Consider the following 15,857-nt stretch of genomic DNA (forward strand, 5'->3'; position numbering starts at 1 on the left):
CCGTCCCCGGGCCCCCCCCCCCAAACCCCCGCCCCCCAAATAAAATAACCCCCCCAAACCCCGGGGGGCGGGCCGCCGCCCTCCCCGCCGCCCCCCCCACGACCGGTGACGCGGGGGCACCCGCCCCGCGGGAACGGGTGCGCGCCGGGCTCAGCCGCCGGCGACCGCCGGGATGATCGAGACGTTCGCGCCGTCCTTGATCTCCGTCGCCAGGCCCTCGGCGAAGCGCACGTCGTCGTCGTTCACGTAGACGTTGACGAAGCGGCGCAGCTTGCCGGTGTCGTCCAGGATGCGGGCGGCGATCCCGGCGTGGTTCTTCTCCAGGTCGGCGATGACCTCGCCCAGCGTGGCGCCCTCGGCGGGCACCTCGCTGGCGCCGCCGGTGTAGGTGCGCAGGATGGTCGGGATACGGACGTTGGCGCTCATGGGGGTCTCCTCGGTGCGGTCGCGGTGCGGTCGCGGGGGGCTGGGCGGGTGGGGGTCGCGAAGGTCAGGCGGTCGCCAGGCCGGCGTCCCGGAAGGACTCCAGGGTCGGCCGGATGACGGCGGTCATCCCGGCCTCCGCGACGGCGTCGAGGGTCTTCAGGCCGTCGCCGGTGTTGATCGCGACGGTCTCCTTGGACGGGTCCAGCCGGCCGGTCTCGACGAGCTTCTTGAGCACGCCGATCGTCACGCCGCCCGCGGTCTCCGCGAAGACGCCCTCGGTGCGGGCCAGCAGCCGGATCGCGGCCACGACCTCCTCGTCCGTCACGTCCTCCACCGCGCCGCCGGTGCGCCGGGCGATGTCCAGCACGTACGGGCCGTCGGCCGGGTTGCCGATCGCCAGCGACTTGGCGATGGTGTCCGGCTTGACCGGCCGGATCACGTCGTGGCCGGCCTTGAAGGCGGCCGAGACCGGCGAGCAGCCCGCCGCCTGGGCGCCGAAGATCCGGTACGGCCGGTCCTCGACCAGGCCGAGCTTGATCAGCTCCTGCAGGCCCTTGTCGATCTTGGTGAGCTGCGAGCCCGAGGCGATCGGGATCACGATCTGCTCCGGCAGCCGCCAGCCCAGCTGCTCGCAGATCTCGTAGGCGAGCGTCTTGGAGCCCTCGCCGTAGTACGGCCGCAGGTTGACGTTGACGAAGCCCCAGCCCTCGCCGGCCGGGTCGCCGATCAGCTCCGAGCAGAACCGGTTCACGTCGTCGTAGTTGCCCTCGATGCCGACCAGCTCGCCGCCGTACACCCCGGCCATCACGACCTTGCCCTGCTCCAGGTCGTGCGGGATGAACACGCAGGACCGGAAGCCCGCCCGGGCCGCCGCCGCGCCCACCGCGCCGGCCAGGTTGCCGGTCGACGAGCAGGACAGCGTGGTGTAGCCGAACGCGCGGGCCGCCTCGATGGCGCAGGCCACCACGCGGTCCTTGAAGGAGTGGGTCGGGTTGCCGGAGTCGTCCTTGACGTGCAGCTGGGCGGTGAAGCCGAGCTCACGTCCCAGGTTGTCGGCCTTCACCAGCGGGGTCCACCCCGGGTTGAGGTTCGGCTTGGTCGCGACGTCCGCGGGCACCGGCAGCAGCGGGGCGTAGCGCCAGATCGACGCGGGACCGGCCTCGATCCGCTTGCGCAGTTCCTCGGCGCCCTCGCCGCCGAGGTCGTAGGCGATCTCCAGCGGGCCGAAGCACTCCACGCACGCGAAGCTGGGACCGAGCGGGAAGCGGGTTCCGCACTCCCGACAGGACAGCTGGGCTGCGGGGCCGAGGTCAACGGTGACGGGTGCGGCGGTGTCGATAGCCATGGGGCGAGGCCTCTCTCCTCATCTTCCCCGGGACGCGGTCGCGCCCGGGCCGGAATTGGCACCTGTCCCGCCGGGGCCCGAAGCCGTCCGCGCGAGAAGGTTGCCGGGACGTCAACGGGCCGTTCCCTCAGTCCCTCTGGATGAGCTCTGTGAAGTTGTGGTCCTGCTCAGCGGAGACCCCGGCGTGCGAAGGTCCGACCGCTGTACGAAGACTGTATCCGAAGGCGTCAACCCCGAACGGCACCGTCCGCCACGCGAGATGCCCCGTCCCACCCGGCCCCGTACCCGAACCCGCCGAGGAGCGCACCGTGCCCGCCGAACCGACCTCCGAGCTCCTCCCCGAGACGGCGTCCTGGCTGCGCCGGCGCTCGTGGAGCGCGGCCGACCGCCCGGTGCGCACACTGGCCGCGGCCAAGCGCGCACTCGGCCCGGCCGGCACGGTCAGCGTCGTGCTGCCCGCCCTGGACGAGGAAGCCACCGTCGGCGAGATCGTCCGGGTGATCCGCCGCGAGCTGATGGAGCGGCTGCCGCTGGTCGACGAGCTGGTGGTGGTCGACTCCGGCTCCGCCGACGCCACCGCCGAGGTCGCCGCCGAGGCCGGCGCCACCGTCGTGCACCGTGACGCGATCCTGCCCCGGCTGCCCGCCGCCCCCGGCAAGGGCGAGGTGCTCTGGCGCTCGCTGCTGGTCACCCGCGGCGAGATCGTCTGCTTCGTGGACGCCGACCTGCGCGAGTTCGACCCCGCCCTGGTCTCCGGCATCATCGGCCCGCTGCTCACCGAACCGGACATCCAGCTGGTCAAGGCGATGTACGACCGGCCGCTCGAAACGGACGGCGCGGTCGTGCCGGCCGGCGGCGGCCGGGTCACCGAACTCGTCGCCCGCCCGCTGCTCAACCTGCACTGGCCGGAACTCGCCGGTTTCGTCCAGCCGCTCGGTGGCGAGTACGCGGCCCGGCGCTCGCTGCTGGAGCGGCTGCCCTTCCCCACCGGCTACGGCGTCGAGCTCGGCCTGCTGGTGGACGCCCTGGAGACGGCCGGCCTGGACGCCCTCGCCCAGGTGGACGTGGGCGTGCGCCACCACCGGCACCAGGACGGCCAGGCGCTCGGCCGGATGGCCGCCACCATCTACCGCACCGCGCTGGAACGGCTCGACCGCACCCACCGGCTCAAGGCCTCCGCCGACCTGCTCCACCCGCGGCTCACCCAGTTCACCCGCGACCCGCGCACCCGCGCCTTCACCGCCCACACCCACCCGGTCACCGCGACCGAACGCCCCCCGATGCACACCGTGCCCGAGTACGCCACCCGGCACTGACACGTTTGCCACCCCGGACCCCCGGCAACCAACCAACCATGGGCCCTGACACGACCGAACGTTCGAATCCGACCGGCGCCGCCCCCGTCCTGGTGGCGTCCAACCGGGGGCCGGTGTCCTTCGGCACCGCGGACGACGGCACGCTGACCCTCCGCAGAGGCGGCGGAGGCCTGGTCTCCGGGCTCTCCGCCATCGACGACCCGGACGCCGTCTGGGTCTGCGCCGCGCTGTCCGACGCCGACCGCCGGGCCGCCCGCGAGGCCCCGGACGGCCGCCTCGACCGGGCCGGCCACGACGTCGGCGGACAGGCCGTGCGGATGCTCGACATCGACCCGCGGACCTTCGCCCGCGCCTACAACGGCATCGCCAACTCGACCCTCTGGTTCGTCCACCACCTGCTCTGGAACACCCCGACCGCCCCCGCCTTCGACGCCGGCTTCCGCACCGAGTGGCAGGCCTACACCGCCTACAACACCGCCTTCGCCGAGGCGCTCGCCGCCGAGGCTGCCCCCGGCGCCGCCGTCCTGGTGCAGGACTACCACCTCTCGCTCGTCCCGGCACTGCTCCGCGCCGCCCGCCCCGACCTGCGGATCGGCCACTTCTCGCACACCCCCTGGGCGCCGCCCGAGTACCTGCGGCTGCTGCCCGACGACATCTCCGAGGCCGTCCTCACCGGCATCCTCGGCGCCGACCGGGCGGGCTTCCTGACCCGCCGTTGGGCGCTCGCCTTCGCCGACTGCTGCGAGCGCTTCCTCGGCGCGGAGGTCGACCGCGAGGCGCTCACCGTGGCGCACGCCGGCCGCACCACCGCGCTGGGCGTGCACGGCCTCGGCGCCGACGCCGACTTCCTGCGCGAGCGCGCCCACCGCCCGGACGTCGACGAGCGGCTCGCCGCCCTGCGCACCGCGGTCGGCGACCGGCGCACCGTGGTCCGGGTCGACCGCACCGAGCTGAGCAAGAACATCGTCCGCGGCTTCCTGGCCTACCGGCACCTGCTGCGCACCCGCCCCGAGTGGCACGACCGGGTGGTGCACATCGCCTTCGCCTACCCGTCGCGCACCGACCTCGCCGAGTACCGGGCCTACACCGACCAGGTGCGGGCGCTCGCCGCCGAGATCGAGGCGGAGTTCGGCACGCCCGGCTGGAAGCCGCTGATCCTGCACGTCGACGACGACTTCCCGCGCTCGCTGGCCGCCTACCGGATGGCCGACGTGGCCCTGGTCAACCCGATCCGGGACGGCATGAACCTGGTGGCCAAGGAGGTCCCGGTGGTCTCCGACCGGGGCTGCGCGCTGGTGCTGTCCCGGGAGGCCGGCGCGCACGCCGAACTCGGCGAGGACGCGCTGAGCGTCAACCCGTACGACGTCGTGGCCACCGCCGAGGCGCTGCACGCCGGGCTCACCATGCCGGCCGGGGAGCGCGCCGAGCGCACCAAGCGGCTGGCCGCCGCGGCGACGGCGCTGCCCCCGCAGCAGTGGTTCCTCGACCAGCTCAACGCCCTGCGGCCGGGCCGCTGAGCTCCTCCCCCAGCGCGCCGAGCAGTTCCACCACGCCGGCCGGGCCCGGGACCACCAGGTCCGCCCGGTCGGCGAGCTCGCGCACCGGCGCCTCGCCCACCGCGCCGCTGCACACCAGCAGCCCGGCCAGGCCCTCCCCGCGCAGCTTCTCCACCGCCGCGAAGGCCGGGACGTCACCGAGGTCGTCGCCCGCGTAGAGCACCGAGCGGGCGCCGCGCTCGCGCAGCAGCCCGGTCAGCGCCGCTCCCTTGTCCACCCCGGGCGGCCGCAGCTCCAGCACCATCCGGCCCGGTTCCACCACCAGCCCGTGCTCGCCCGCCAGGCCCTCCATCGGCGCGCGCAGCAGCTCGAACGCGGCGGCCGGCTCGGCCGTGCGCCGGGTGTGCACGGCCACCGAGCGGCCCTTGTCCTCCACCCAGGTGCCGTCCGGCGCGCCGAGTCCGGCCAGCACCCGCGGCAGCCGCTCGCGCACCGCGGCCACGCCCGGGTGCGGCGGCGGCGCGGTCAGCTCGCCGTCCTCCCAGCGCTCGGCGCCGTAGTGGCCGAGCACCACCACGCCGTGGAGTCCGGCGAGACCGCCGTACTCCACGGCCAGCGCGGCCGGGCGGCCGGTCACCACGGCGACCGTGCCGACCCGCGGCGCCAGCGCGCGCAGTGCGGGCGCCACGCCCGGGTGCGCCCGGGCCCGGCTCGGGTCGGGGACGATCGGTGCGAGCGTTCCGTCGAAGTCGAGGGCGATCACGGCGTCACGGGGCGCGGCGAGCAGCGCCGCCAGCCCCGCGCGCCCGGCATCCGTCAGTGGTCGCGCAATGTCGGCAAGGCCCATGCCTGGCACCGTACCCAGCTGTCCCGGGCGGACACCCCCGGCGCGGCGGCCGTGGCTACCGGGCCGCCCGGCGGGCGTCGCGGACCCGGCGCAGCCGGTTGACCAGGACCGGCGCGTGCGCCAGCGCCTCCGGCCGGTCCAGCAGTGCGTTCAGCAGCTGGTAGTACCGGGTGCTGGAGAGCCCCAGCTCCTCCCGGACGGCGCGTTCCTTGGCGCCGGCCGTCCGCCAGGAGCGGCCCTCCAGCTCCAGCACGGCCCGGTCCCGCTCGTCCAGCGTGCCGGGCGTGCCGGGCGTGCCGGGCGTGCCGGGCGTGCCGGGCGTGCCGGGCGTGCCGGGGGAACCGTCCGCACCGGGCGCGTCCGGTTCCCGCGCCGCCTCGTCGTCCGCGCCCATCGGGGCCCACCTCCGTCCATCACTACGGAGTGTCATTCTCCCTCGCGGACCCGACACACTCTGCGTCCTGCGCGGCGCCGGTCCGGCGGCTAGCGTCACCCCCATGACCAGCATCCCGGCCGCCGCCTTCGCCCTGCACGTCCCGACCGCGGACCTCGTCCCCGACCCGCTCGACCCGGCGCAGATCGTCTCGGGCGCCCCCGAGGTGTCCGGCCGGGTGCTCACCGGGTCCGCCACCGGGGAGACCGGCATCTGGCAGATCACCCCGGGCGTGGCCACCGACGTGGAGGCGGACGAGGTGTTCGTGGTGCTGAGCGGCCGGGCCACCGTCGTGGTCGACGGCGGCCCGACGCTGGAGCTCGGCCCGGGCGACTGCGGGGTGCTGCGGGCGGGCGACCGCACCACCTGGACCGTCCACGAGACGCTCCGCAAGGTCTACGCGATCACCTTCTGAGACCCGCCCCGCCTGCCCGCCCGGCCCGGATTCACTTGCGGATCCGGGCCGCCTCCTTGACGGCTGCCTGCTGGAGGTCCTCCAGCACCGGCTTGGGGTCGCCGGTCACCGCCGCCCCGATGCCGGCCTTGATCCGGTTGGAGACCTCCGCCCAGGCCGGGTCGCCGAACGGGTAGAAGCTGGCGTTGCCCAGGCCCGCCGCGAACTGCTTGAGGTCCTCGTGCTTCGGGTCCTTGGTCATCGCGTCGAAGGCGTCCTGGGTGACCGGCAGCAGGTTGTAGGTCTCGTCGAACCTGAGCTGGTTCTCCTTGCCGTAGACGAAGGAGAGGAAGGTGCGGATCTCGTTCCGGTGCCCGTTGGCCTTGAACGCCATCATCCAGTCGGCGACGCCGAGGCTGCCGGTCTTCGCCAGGCCGTCCTTCCTCGGGATCGGCGCCGTCCCGAAGTCGATCTTCCCGTTGGTGGCCATCCGCAGCAGCGTCGGGTGCCCGTTGAGCATCGCCACCTTGCCGGCCGCGAAGTCGCTGAACACCGGGGTGCGGTTCACCTTGCCGGGCTCGGGCTGGGTCAGGCCGGTGACGACCAGGTTGTTCCTCAGCCAGGTGAAGGTGGCCTGGTTCTGGGCACTGTCGATGGTGTAGTTGCCGACGTCGTCGGAGAGGCTGCCGCCGCCGCTCAGCGTCCAGAGCATCGACTCGGCGGGCGCCTCCTCGGGCCCGAGCGGCAGTCCGTACGGCACGACGCCGGGGACCTTGAGCTTGATCTTCTCGGCGGCCGCCTTGAGCTCGTTCCAGGTGGCCGGCGGCTGGGCGATGCCGGCCTTCTGGAAGATCGCCTTGTTGTAGAAGAGCACCCGGGAGGAGGAGACGAACGGGATGCCGTACTGCGTGCCGAGCACCTGCCCGGCGTGCGAGAACTGCTCCATGATGTTCGCCTGGGTCTCCAGGGAGAGCACGTCCGCGGCGGGGTAGAGCCGGTCCGCGGCGGCCTGGTCGGCGAAGCCGCCGGTCTGCAGCAGGTCGGGCGACTTGCCGCTCTTCACCAGCTCCTCGACCCGCTTGCCGATGTCGGTCCAGCCCACCACCTCGACGTTCACCTTGATGCCCGGGTTGGCGGCCTCGAAGCGGCGGGCGAGGTCGTCCCAGTACAGCTTGGAGTTGGTGTCCGCGCTCTCGCCGTAGTCGGCCGCGACCAGCCTGAGGGTGACGGGGCCGTCGTCCTGGCCGCCGCAGCCGCTGAGCACCAGGGCTCCGGCCAGGGCGCCGGCCAGCGCGACGCCGAACGACCGGGTGGGGACGCGTCTGTCCAACGCGGGTACCGCCTTCGGGGGGGATCCTGGGGAACGGTCCGGATCGAGGGGGAGGGGGGATCCGGCCGGGGTGAAGGCCGCAAGGGTGCCAAACCGGGCACGCGGTGGTCCACACCTCCGGTGCCCGGACGCCGGGTAGTTATCGAAGTGCGGGAGTCGTTGCGCACCGTGCAACGGATCGCGCCGGTCCGACCTGCCGAATCCGCCCCCGCCACCGGGCCGGGGCTCCACCGGAGGGCTCGTGCAAAGTGCCGCACACCACATGCTTCTGCGACAAAGCTCACCCCGTTGGACCAGACCAATCCGACAACTGGACTAGACCTCTTAGACCTGGTCAAGGGAAACTGTCCTCCGTGAAGCACGTCATCGCACTCGATGTGGGGGGCACCGGCATGAAAGCCGCGCTGCTCGCCCAGGACGGCTCCGTGCTGTTCGAAGCACGCCGCCCGACCGGGCGGGAGCACGGCACGGACGCCGTGGTCGCCGCCATCCTCGACTTCGCCGCCGATCTGGCGGACGAAGGCCGCAGCCGCTTCGGCGCCGCGCCCCTTGCGGCGGGTGTCGCCGTCCCGGGGACGATCGACGAGAAGCACGGCATCGCGGTCTTCTCCGCCAACCTCGGCTGGCGCGACCTCCCGCTGCGCAAGCTGCTGGGCGAGCGCCTGGCCGGCCCGGACGGCGGTGTGATGCCGGTCGCCCTCGGTCATGACGTGCGCACCGGCGGCCTCGCCGAGGGCCGGCTCGGCGGCGGCCGGGGCGTCGGGCGCTTCCTGTTCATCGCCCTCGGCACCGGCATCGCCGGCGCCATCGGCATCGACGGCCGGATCGAGGCCGGCGCCCACGGCTTCGGCGGCGAGATCGGCCACGTGGTGGTCCGCCCCGGCGGACCGAAGTGCGGCTGCGGCGCCCGCGGCTGCCTGGAGACCCTCGCCTCCGCCTCCGCCGTCTCCCGTGCCTGGGCCGAGGCCGTGGGCGACCCCGACGCCGACGCGGCATCCTGCGCCGTCGCGGTGGACGCCGGGGACCCGCGCGCGGTCGCGGTCTGGCAGAACGCGGTGGAGGCCCTGGCCGACGGCATCGTCCTCGCCCAGAGCCTGCTCGACCCGTCCCGCGTCATCGTCGGCGGCGGGCTGGCCGAGGCCGGGGACACCCTCTTCACGCCGCTGCGGGCGGCGGTCACCGAGCGGCTGACCTTCCAGATGCCCCCCGAGGTCGTACCCGCCATGCTCAAAGACACCGCCGCGTCGCTGGGCGCGGGCCTGCTCGCCTGGGATCTGCTCTCCATGGAGGTGACCGCGTGACCGCGGACCGACTCGCACTGGCCGGCGCCCGGCTGGTCCTGCCCGGAGGCGTCGTCGAGGGCGACCGCCTCGCCGTCGAGGGCGACCGGATCGCCGGCCTCGGCGGCTCCGCCACGCCCGGCGACCTCGACCTCACCGGGTACACCGTCGTCCCCGGCTTCGTCGACCTGCACGTCCACGGCGGCGGCGGCGCCTCCTACGCCTCCGGCATCGCCGAGGAGGCCCTCAAGGTCGCCCGCACCCACCTCGAACACGGCACCACCACCACCGTCGCCTCCACCGTCACCGGCGAGATCGACGACCTCGCCCGCCAGGCCGCCGTCCTCTCCGAACTCGTCGAGGACGGCGTCCTCGCCGGCATCCACTTCGAGGGCCCCTTCATCTCGCACAACCGCTGCGGCGCCCACCGCCCCGACCTGCTGCGCGACCCCGACCCGGCCCTGGTCCGCAAGCTCGTCGACGCCGCCCGCGGCCACGCCAGAATGATCACCCTGGCCCCCGAGCTGCCCGGCGGCCTCGACTCCGTGCGGATGCTCGCCGACCTCGGCGTGATCGCCGCCGTCGGCCACACCGACTCCGACTACGCCAAGACGCTGGAGGCCATCGAGGCCGGCGCCACCGTCGCCACCCACCTCTTCAACGCCATGCCCGGCATCGCCCACCGCGCGCCCGGCCCGATCGTGGCGCTGCTGGAGGACGAGCGGGTCACCGTCGAGCTGATCAACGACGGCGTCCACCTGCACCCCTCGGTGCTCGACCTCGCCTACGGCACCGCCGGCGCCTCCCGGGTCGCCCTGATCACCGACGCCATGGGCGCCGCCGGCATGGGCGACGGCCTCTACCCGCTCGGCCCGCTCCAGGTCGAGGTCAAGGACGGCGTGGCCCGGCTGGTCGAGGGCGGCGCGATCGCCGGCTCGACGCTCACCCTGGACGTGGCGTTCAAGCGCTCGGTCACGGTCAACGGCCTCGACCTCACCCAGGCCGTCGAGTCGCTCTCCGCCACCCCGGCCCGGCTGCTCGGCCTCGCCGACTCGATCGGCTCGCTGGAGCCCGGCAAGTTCGCCGACCTCGCCGTGGTCGACTCGGCGAGCTACGACCTGGTCGCGGTGATGCGCCGCGGCGAGTGGATCACCGGCGGCGACCGCTTCGCCCCGATCGCGACCGCCTGATCCCGCGCCCACGACGACGGCCGCCCGCTCCCCTCGGGGAACGGGCGGCCGTCGTCGTCGTGGCTGCCACCCGCCCGCGCGCCTCCGGGCCGCTCGGACCCGGTGCCGACGGTCGGCGGGAACGCCGCTACGCGGCTTCCAGCAGCACCTGATCGATGAGGATCGTGCCGCTGCCCGGCGGCAGCGAGATCACGATCGTGTTCGTGCCCGCCTGCATCGGCGGGGTTATGTAGGTGTTGAACCAGGACGAGGCCGGGTCCTTGCCCGGCGAGTAGTTCTTGAAGTTCGACCCGCTCGGCCAGTCCTTGCCGTTGACCGCCGTCGTCGCCCGCACGTCGGCGCCCGGGTTGTTGTAGTGCACGGTGAACTTGTACGTACCGGCCGCCGCCAGGTCACCCGTCCAGGTGACCGTGCCGCCCGGGTTGAGCGTCAGGTAGCTGCCGTCGGCCGACTTGGCGCCCTTGACGGTGTTGCCGGACGGCGCGTTCTGCCCCTGCAGCTGGCTCGCGTCGACCGGGCCCAGCCCGCCCGAGGCGCTCGCCGAGGCCGTGGGCGACGCGGCGCCGGTCGGGCTCGCGGAGCCGGTGGCGTCGCCCGGGGTGGCCGGGCCGCTCGCCGTGGTGGTGCCGCCCTTGGCGTCCTTGTCCTTGTCGCCGTCCGGGTCCCCGGAGGACAGGGCGATGCCGGCGCCGATCGCGATGGCCGCGACCACGGCGACCGCGCCGATCACGGCGCCCTTGCCCCGGCCGCCGCCCGGCGGCCGCTCCTCGCCCGGCTGCGGGCGGGAGTGCTCGGCGTAGCGGGTCTGCTGGGTCGGGGCGGCGGCGAAGTCGCCCGGTGCCGGGTACGGCTGCTGCGGCTGGGGCTGCGGGTAGCCCGGCTGCGGCGGGTAGGGCTGCTGCGGCCTCGGGGGCTGGCCGTACTGGGCGCGGCCGACCTCCATCGGGCGGCTGTACGGCGTGCGGGGCACGCCCTGTTGCGGCTCGGTCGGCTGACCGGAGCCGCCGTCGGCCGGACGGTAGAGGTAGCCGAACGGATCGTCGTCGTGCGGGGCGCCGTCCTCCGGGCCCTGGGGCGCTCCGCTGCTGCCGGCGGTGGTCACGGTGGTCAACTCCCCCATCGCGGTCGCGCCGCCGGGCTGCCGGGCCGTCGGCGCTGGTCGTGGTCGCTCTCGTACCCCGGAACCCTACCTGCCGCCGCGCGCGCCCAGGAAAGACCCCTTGACAACCGGCGAGTAGCCCCCGCCCGGGAGCGGCCGGTCCCGCCGCGTGGGCCGGGGACGGGCCCTCAGCCGGCCCGCCGGTGCGAGCGCTCGCCGCGGGCCCCGCGCACCGCGCCGCCGCGGGCCCGCTTCTCGTCGTACATCCGCTCGTCCGCGGTGTGCAGGACCTCCTCGATGCTCATCCCGCAGCCGGCCCAGCCGATGCCCAGGCTCACGCCGACCCGCATCGCCCGGCCGTCGATCCGCATCGGCGGGATGATCGCGTTGCGCAGCCGGTGGGAGAGGTCCTTCGCCTCGTCGCGGCCGATGCCGTCGGCGAGCACCACGAACTCGTCGCCGCCGAGCCGGGCCACCGTGTCGCCGTCGCGCACGGCCGCGCTGAGCCGGCGGGCCACCTCGACCAGGACGGCGTCGCCGGCGTTGTGGCCGAACCGGTCGTTGATCGACTTGAAGCCGTCGAGGTCGCAGAAGAGCACCGCGAGCCCTTTGTCGACCGAGGCCGCTGCGCCCGAGCGGAACGGGCCGGACCGCAGCTCCCCGCCCGGGCCGTGGTCGGCCGGGACCACCGCGTGCACATGCTCCCCGTAGCCGTTCGTCCCGGCCGGCGCGCCGTCGGCGGCGGGCACGGGGTATCCGTCCCGCAGGCGGTGGCCGTACGCCGCCCCGGGGGCGTCGTCCACGCCGGCCGGCCGGTGGGGGTCGCCGAACAGGGCGTCGGGGTACCCGCCGAAACCGTCCTCCGGGACTCCGGCGCCGCCGTACCCGCTCCCGTACCCGGTGCCGCCGTACCCGGTGCTCCCGTCCGCGGGGCCGCCCTGGTGCCCGGCGGCGACGGCCGCGTGCGGCTGGCCGCAGAGCCGGCGCCCCAGCCGGGCCTTCAGCTCGGCGCCGTTCGGCAGCCCGGTGAGCGCGTCGTGGCTGGCCCGGTGGGCGAGCTGGAGCTCGTGCCGCTTGCGGTCCTCGATGTCCTCGACGTGGGTGAGCAGGAAGCTCGGGCCCTCGGCGGCGTCGGCCACGATCGAGTTCCGCAGACAGACCCACTGGTAGCCGCCGTCCCGGCGGGAGAGTCTCAGTTCCGCCCGGCCGCTCTCGGCGCTGGTGCGCTCCAGCAGCGCCCGGTCGTCCGGGTGGACGAGGTCGGCGAAGCTCTGCTGGCGCAGCACCGCCCGGGGGCGGCCGAGCAGACGACAGAGCGCGTCGTTGACCCGGGTCAGCTGGCCCCGCCCGGCGCCGTGCAGTTCGGTGATGGCCATCCCGCTGGGGGCGTACTCGAAGGCCTGGCGGAAACTCTCCTCGCTGGCCCGCAGCGCCTGCTGCTCCTTCTCCAGCCGGGCCAGCGCGCGCTGCATCTCGGCCCGCAGCCGGGCGTTGCCGATCGCGATGGAGGCCTGCAGGGAGAACATCTCCAGGGCCTCGCGGGTCCAGGCGCCGGGCCGCTTGCCGCTGCGCGGACGGTCCACCGACAGGACGCCGAGCAGGTCGCCGCCGGCGCTGTACATCGGGGCGAGCAGGCCGTCGGCGGGGTGCCAGTCGTTGGCGTAGACGGGCATCGGACCGTCCCCGATCCAGCGCGGGATGTCGCTGGCGACCGCCCAGCCCCGGTCGTAGGGGAGGAAGCGCAGGGTGCCCCAGTGGTCGCTGACGCCGAGCAGCCGGTCCCAGGACTCGCGGGAGCCGACCTGGCCGAGCAGGACGGCGGGGCCGCCCATCGCGCTCTCCTCCAGCTCCCAGACGGCCGCCACCACGAGGTCGCCGTCCGGCCGCACCAGGCTGACCGCGGCGGCGTCGAATCCGAGTCCGTGCACCGCGCCCTCGACCACGGCCTGCAGCGTGCCCGCCAGGCTGCGGGCAGCGTTGAGGTCCGCCACGACCCGGTGCAAGGTGCGGAGGGTCGCGAGACGGACGTACGGCTCCGACTCGGCTTCCATGCGGGGGCTCCCCGGCTGCTTCGGATAGGTCTTGATTGGTTATCGTCCGATTGCCAGAAGAACTGAATCACAGGGAGCACAGCGTTCGGCACGCTCGGTCAGCAATAGGTCAGCACTTGTGACTTAAATCACACAACGCTAATGCGCCCTTAATCGGTTCATCCGTCCCGTACCGGGACATAGGAGCCCATCGGCACATTTCCCGTGGTCGGTCGCATTGGCCTCGCGCTGTAGCCGGTGACCGCCGGCAGGCCCTCTCCTTCACCCCTGGGAGTGAGTCGCACGGCGCTGCGCCGCTGGTCCTACGACCAGGGCCCGATGCCGTTTCCCCCGGTCGCGGGCTACCGTGCGGTACGTGTACCCGTCCCCGCAGCCCGAAGCTGCCACCCAAGCAACCCCCGACGAGTTCCGGGCCGCGCTCTCCCAGCTCGCCGCCGGTGTGAGCCTGGTGACCGTCCACGACCCGGAGGACGGCGAGGACGTCGGCATGACCGCCACGTCCTTCCTCTCCGTGTCGCTGGAGCCGCCGCTGGTCCTGATCTCCGTCCGGGAGGACTCCCGGATGGACGAGGTGCTCTCCCGGGCCGACACCTGGGCGGTCTCCCTGCTGTCGGAGGCCCAGAAGGCGCTCGGCTCGCGGTTCGCCATGAAGGGCCGGCTCAGCGACCGGCTGCTGTTCGCCGACGCCCCGCACCACCGCGGCCCGCACAGCGGAGCCCCGCTGATCGACGGCGCGCTCGCCACCGTGGAGTGCCGCACCGAGCAGCGGATAGCCGCCGGTGACCACACCCTGCTGCTCGGCCGCGTCCTGGAGGCCGTGGTCCCCGACCCGGGCGGCCGCCCGCTGCTGTACTTCCGCGGCGGCTACCGCACCCTGGGCTGACCCGGGGGGCTACTGCTCGCCGCGCGGGGAGCGCCGCCCCTGCTTCAGCTCGGAGCGGTGCCGCTTGCTGGACAGCCGCCGCTCGACCATGCCCCGGCTCGGCCTGGTCGCCCGGCGGGCCTTCGGCGGCGGCGCGGTCGCCTCGCCGAGCAGCGAGGCCAGCCGGGCCGCGGCGACCTCCCGGTTGCGCCATTGCGAGCGGTGCTCGGAGGCCCGGACCACCAGCACCCGCCCGTCCACCAGCCGGCCCGCCAGCCGCTCCAGGGCACGCTGCTTCCACACCTCGGGCAGCGCGGCGGAGGCCGCCAGGTCGTAGCGCAGCTCGACCTGGGTGTCGGAGGTGTTGACGTGCTGGCCGCCGGGGCCGGAGGAACGCGAGAAGCGCCAGACGAGCTCGGCGTCGGGGACGACCACCGACCCCCGTACGCGGATGGGCTCGGGCATGTGCCCATCATCCCGCGCCGGGCCGCGCCGGTCACCCGGTTATCCGGCCAGGACCGGGCAACCCCGACAATGGCCTGTGTGATCGAGCTCGGCTACTCCCTCTCCAACCGCTTCCCCGACCCCCCGCAGACCGACTACCGGTCCGCGGGCGTGCGCGAACTGCGGTACGACCTGTTCTGCGGCGACGTCTACCTCGACGCCGACGGCGCGGAACTGTCCACAGCCTGGGGATGGGTCCCGGTACTGGACTTCGCCTGGGCCCTGTGCGACATCGTCGAGGAACTCGACCGCGACCCGGCCGGCGGGCGCGCGGCCCGGGTGCAGAGCGCCGATCTCGACTTCACCCAGAACACCGAGCTGCTGCGGTTCGCCCGCCGCTTCAACTGGGTCGAGATCACCGCCACCTGGCTGCCCGACGAGCCGCCCGCCGTGGTGCGCCACGGCGATCTGCGCCGCGAGGCCCGCGACTTCCTCCAGGACACTCTCGCCGATCTCTTCGACATGCACCCCGAACTCGCCGACAATCCGGCAATCTGGGAGCTCCAGGGCCGGTTCCGCCGGATCTGACGAGGGAATACCCGAAGCCGTGCCGGCGGCGGAAAAGGCCCGGCCGCGCGGAACCAATTCCGACGGTTCCCGCGTTATCCCCGGCAACAAGCAATCGAAGGGACAGCACACACCATGCCAGTGAGCCTCTCCAAGGGTGGCAACGTCTCGCTGACCAAGGAGGCCCCCGGCCTGACCGCGGTCACCGTCGGCCTCGGCTGGGACGTCCGCACCACGACCGGTGCCGAGTTCGACCTGGACGCCAGCGCGATCGTGCTGAACGCGGACGGGAAGGTGCTGTCCAACAGCCACTTCGTCTTCTTCAACAACACCAGCACCCCGGACAACACCGTCGTCCACACCGGTGACAACCGCACCGGCGAGGGCGCCGGCGACGACGAGGCGATCAACGTCAACCTCGCCACGCTGCCGGCCGAGGCCGCCCGGATCACCTTCCCGGTCTCGATCTACGACGCCGTCGCCCGGTCCCAGAACTTCGGCCAGGTCCGCAACGCCTACATCCGCGTGGTGAACGCCGCCGGTGGCGCCGAGATCGCCCGCTACGACCTCTCCGAGGACGCCGCCACCGAGACCGCCATGATCTTCGGCGAGCTCTACCGCAACGGCGCCGAGTGGAAGTTCCGCGCGGTCGGCCAGGGCTACGCCTCCGGCCTGGCCGGCATCGCCCAGGACTTCGGCGTCCAGATCTGACGCTCCCGCACCGCAGGGCCGTCCGGCGCCCGCTCCGCCACCCGGCGGGGCGGGCGCCGCGCCGTT

16 protein-coding genes and 1 riboswitch are annotated in these 15,857 nt (G+C 74.0%); of the genes, 8 read left to right on the plus strand and 8 right to left on the minus strand.

Annotated elements, in window-relative coordinates; genetic code table 11:
• Nucleotides 1-150 precede the first annotated feature (150 nt).
• Nucleotides 151-426, minus strand: a complete 276-nt coding sequence (locus ABT093_RS16160; protein ID WP_350564625.1) for a ubiquitin-like small modifier protein 1 — start codon at nucleotides 424-426, stop codon at nucleotides 151-153.
• Between the two features lie 64 nt (nucleotides 427-490).
• Entirely contained in the window at nucleotides 491-1,771 is a 1,281-nt protein-coding gene (thrC, locus tag ABT093_RS16165) for a threonine synthase (RefSeq protein ID WP_350564627.1), read from the minus strand.
• A 15-nt stretch (nucleotides 1,772-1,786) separates the two neighbouring features.
• Nucleotides 1,787-1,918, minus strand: a riboswitch (SAM riboswitch).
• 161 nt (nucleotides 1,919-2,079) lie between these two features.
• Here thrC and ABT093_RS16170 point away from each other — a divergent pair.
• The gene (locus tag ABT093_RS16170; RefSeq protein ID WP_350564629.1) at nucleotides 2,080-3,087 is read left to right on the plus strand and encodes a glucosyl-3-phosphoglycerate synthase; all 1,008 of its coding nucleotides are present in this window, start codon (nucleotides 2,080-2,082) and stop codon (nucleotides 3,085-3,087) included.
• A gap of 38 nt (nucleotides 3,088-3,125) precedes the next feature.
• A complete protein-coding gene (locus ABT093_RS16175) occupies nucleotides 3,126-4,604 on the plus strand; it encodes an alpha,alpha-trehalose-phosphate synthase (UDP-forming) (protein ID WP_350564631.1) in 1,479 nt (492 codons plus the stop codon).
• Here the strand turns inward: ABT093_RS16175 and otsB are convergent.
• Both otsB and ABT093_RS16185 read right to left on the minus strand, forming a co-directional pair.
• Nucleotides 4,579-5,430: a trehalose-phosphatase gene (gene otsB, locus ABT093_RS16180; RefSeq protein WP_350564633.1), complete on the minus strand. Its 852-nt coding sequence runs from the start codon at nucleotides 5,428-5,430 to the stop codon at nucleotides 4,579-4,581. The genes ABT093_RS16175 and otsB overlap by 26 nt on opposite strands.
• Before the next feature lie 55 nt (nucleotides 5,431-5,485).
• A complete protein-coding gene (locus ABT093_RS16185) occupies nucleotides 5,486-5,824 on the minus strand; it encodes a DUF3263 domain-containing protein (protein ID WP_350564634.1) in 339 nt (112 codons plus the stop codon).
• 103 nt (nucleotides 5,825-5,927) lie between these two features.
• Here ABT093_RS16185 and ABT093_RS16190 point away from each other — a divergent pair, with 103 nt between their 5' ends.
• Nucleotides 5,928-6,278 carry a cupin domain-containing protein gene (locus tag ABT093_RS16190; RefSeq protein ID WP_350564636.1) on the plus strand — a complete coding sequence of 117 codons (351 nt, stop codon included), beginning with the start codon at nucleotides 5,928-5,930 and terminating at the stop codon, nucleotides 6,276-6,278.
• A 31-nt stretch (nucleotides 6,279-6,309) separates the two neighbouring features.
• Here the strand turns inward: ABT093_RS16190 and ABT093_RS16195 are convergent, their stop codons facing one another.
• Nucleotides 6,310-7,587 (minus strand): extracellular solute-binding protein, encoded by a 1,278-nt coding sequence (locus tag ABT093_RS16195; RefSeq protein ID WP_350564638.1) that lies wholly within the window; start codon nucleotides 7,585-7,587, stop codon nucleotides 6,310-6,312.
• A 353-nt stretch (nucleotides 7,588-7,940) separates the two neighbouring features.
• On the opposite strand from ABT093_RS16195, the gene ABT093_RS16200 reads away from it, so the two are divergent.
• Nucleotides 7,941-8,888 (plus strand): ROK family protein, encoded by a 948-nt coding sequence (locus ABT093_RS16200; protein ID WP_350564640.1) that lies wholly within the window; start codon nucleotides 7,941-7,943, stop codon nucleotides 8,886-8,888.
• Nucleotides 8,885-10,057 carry an N-acetylglucosamine-6-phosphate deacetylase gene (nagA, locus tag ABT093_RS16205; RefSeq protein ID WP_350564642.1) on the plus strand — a complete coding sequence of 391 codons (1,173 nt, stop codon included), beginning with the start codon at nucleotides 8,885-8,887 and terminating at the stop codon, nucleotides 10,055-10,057. The genes ABT093_RS16200 and nagA overlap by 4 nt, the downstream gene beginning before the upstream one ends.
• Before the next feature lie 127 nt (nucleotides 10,058-10,184).
• On the opposite strand, the gene ABT093_RS16210 is transcribed toward nagA, so the two are convergent.
• Nucleotides 10,185-11,159: a carbohydrate-binding protein gene (locus ABT093_RS16210; RefSeq protein WP_350564643.1), complete on the minus strand. Its 975-nt coding sequence runs from the start codon at nucleotides 11,157-11,159 to the stop codon at nucleotides 10,185-10,187.
• 185 nt (nucleotides 11,160-11,344) lie between these two features.
• Entirely contained in the window at nucleotides 11,345-13,207 is a 1,863-nt protein-coding gene (locus tag ABT093_RS16215; protein WP_350564645.1) for a GGDEF domain-containing protein, read from the minus strand.
• Nucleotides 13,208-13,553: 346 nt separating this feature from the next.
• Here ABT093_RS16215 and ABT093_RS16220 point away from each other — a divergent pair, with 346 nt between their 5' ends.
• The gene (locus tag ABT093_RS16220) at nucleotides 13,554-14,090 is read left to right on the plus strand and encodes a flavin reductase family protein (protein ID WP_502884233.1); all 537 of its coding nucleotides are present in this window, start codon (nucleotides 13,554-13,556) and stop codon (nucleotides 14,088-14,090) included.
• Nucleotides 14,091-14,099: 9 nt separating this feature from the next.
• Here ABT093_RS16220 and arfB read toward each other — a convergent pair whose 3' ends face one another.
• Entirely contained in the window at nucleotides 14,100-14,534 is a 435-nt protein-coding gene (gene arfB / locus ABT093_RS16225) for an alternative ribosome rescue aminoacyl-tRNA hydrolase ArfB (RefSeq protein WP_350564649.1), read from the minus strand.
• Between the two features lie 69 nt (nucleotides 14,535-14,603).
• Between arfB and ABT093_RS16230 the strand changes: the two genes are divergently transcribed.
• A complete protein-coding gene (locus ABT093_RS16230) occupies nucleotides 14,604-15,101 on the plus strand; it encodes a hypothetical protein (protein WP_502884234.1) in 498 nt (165 codons plus the stop codon).
• A 114-nt stretch (nucleotides 15,102-15,215) separates the two neighbouring features.
• Nucleotides 15,216-15,791: a TerD family protein gene (locus ABT093_RS16235; protein ID WP_350564652.1), complete on the plus strand. Its 576-nt coding sequence runs from the start codon at nucleotides 15,216-15,218 to the stop codon at nucleotides 15,789-15,791.
• Nucleotides 15,792-15,857 lie beyond the last annotated feature (66 nt).

This window comes from Kitasatospora sp. NPDC002551, from assembly GCF_040296005.1.
GTDB lineage: Bacteria > Actinomycetota > Actinomycetes > Streptomycetales > Streptomycetaceae > Kitasatospora.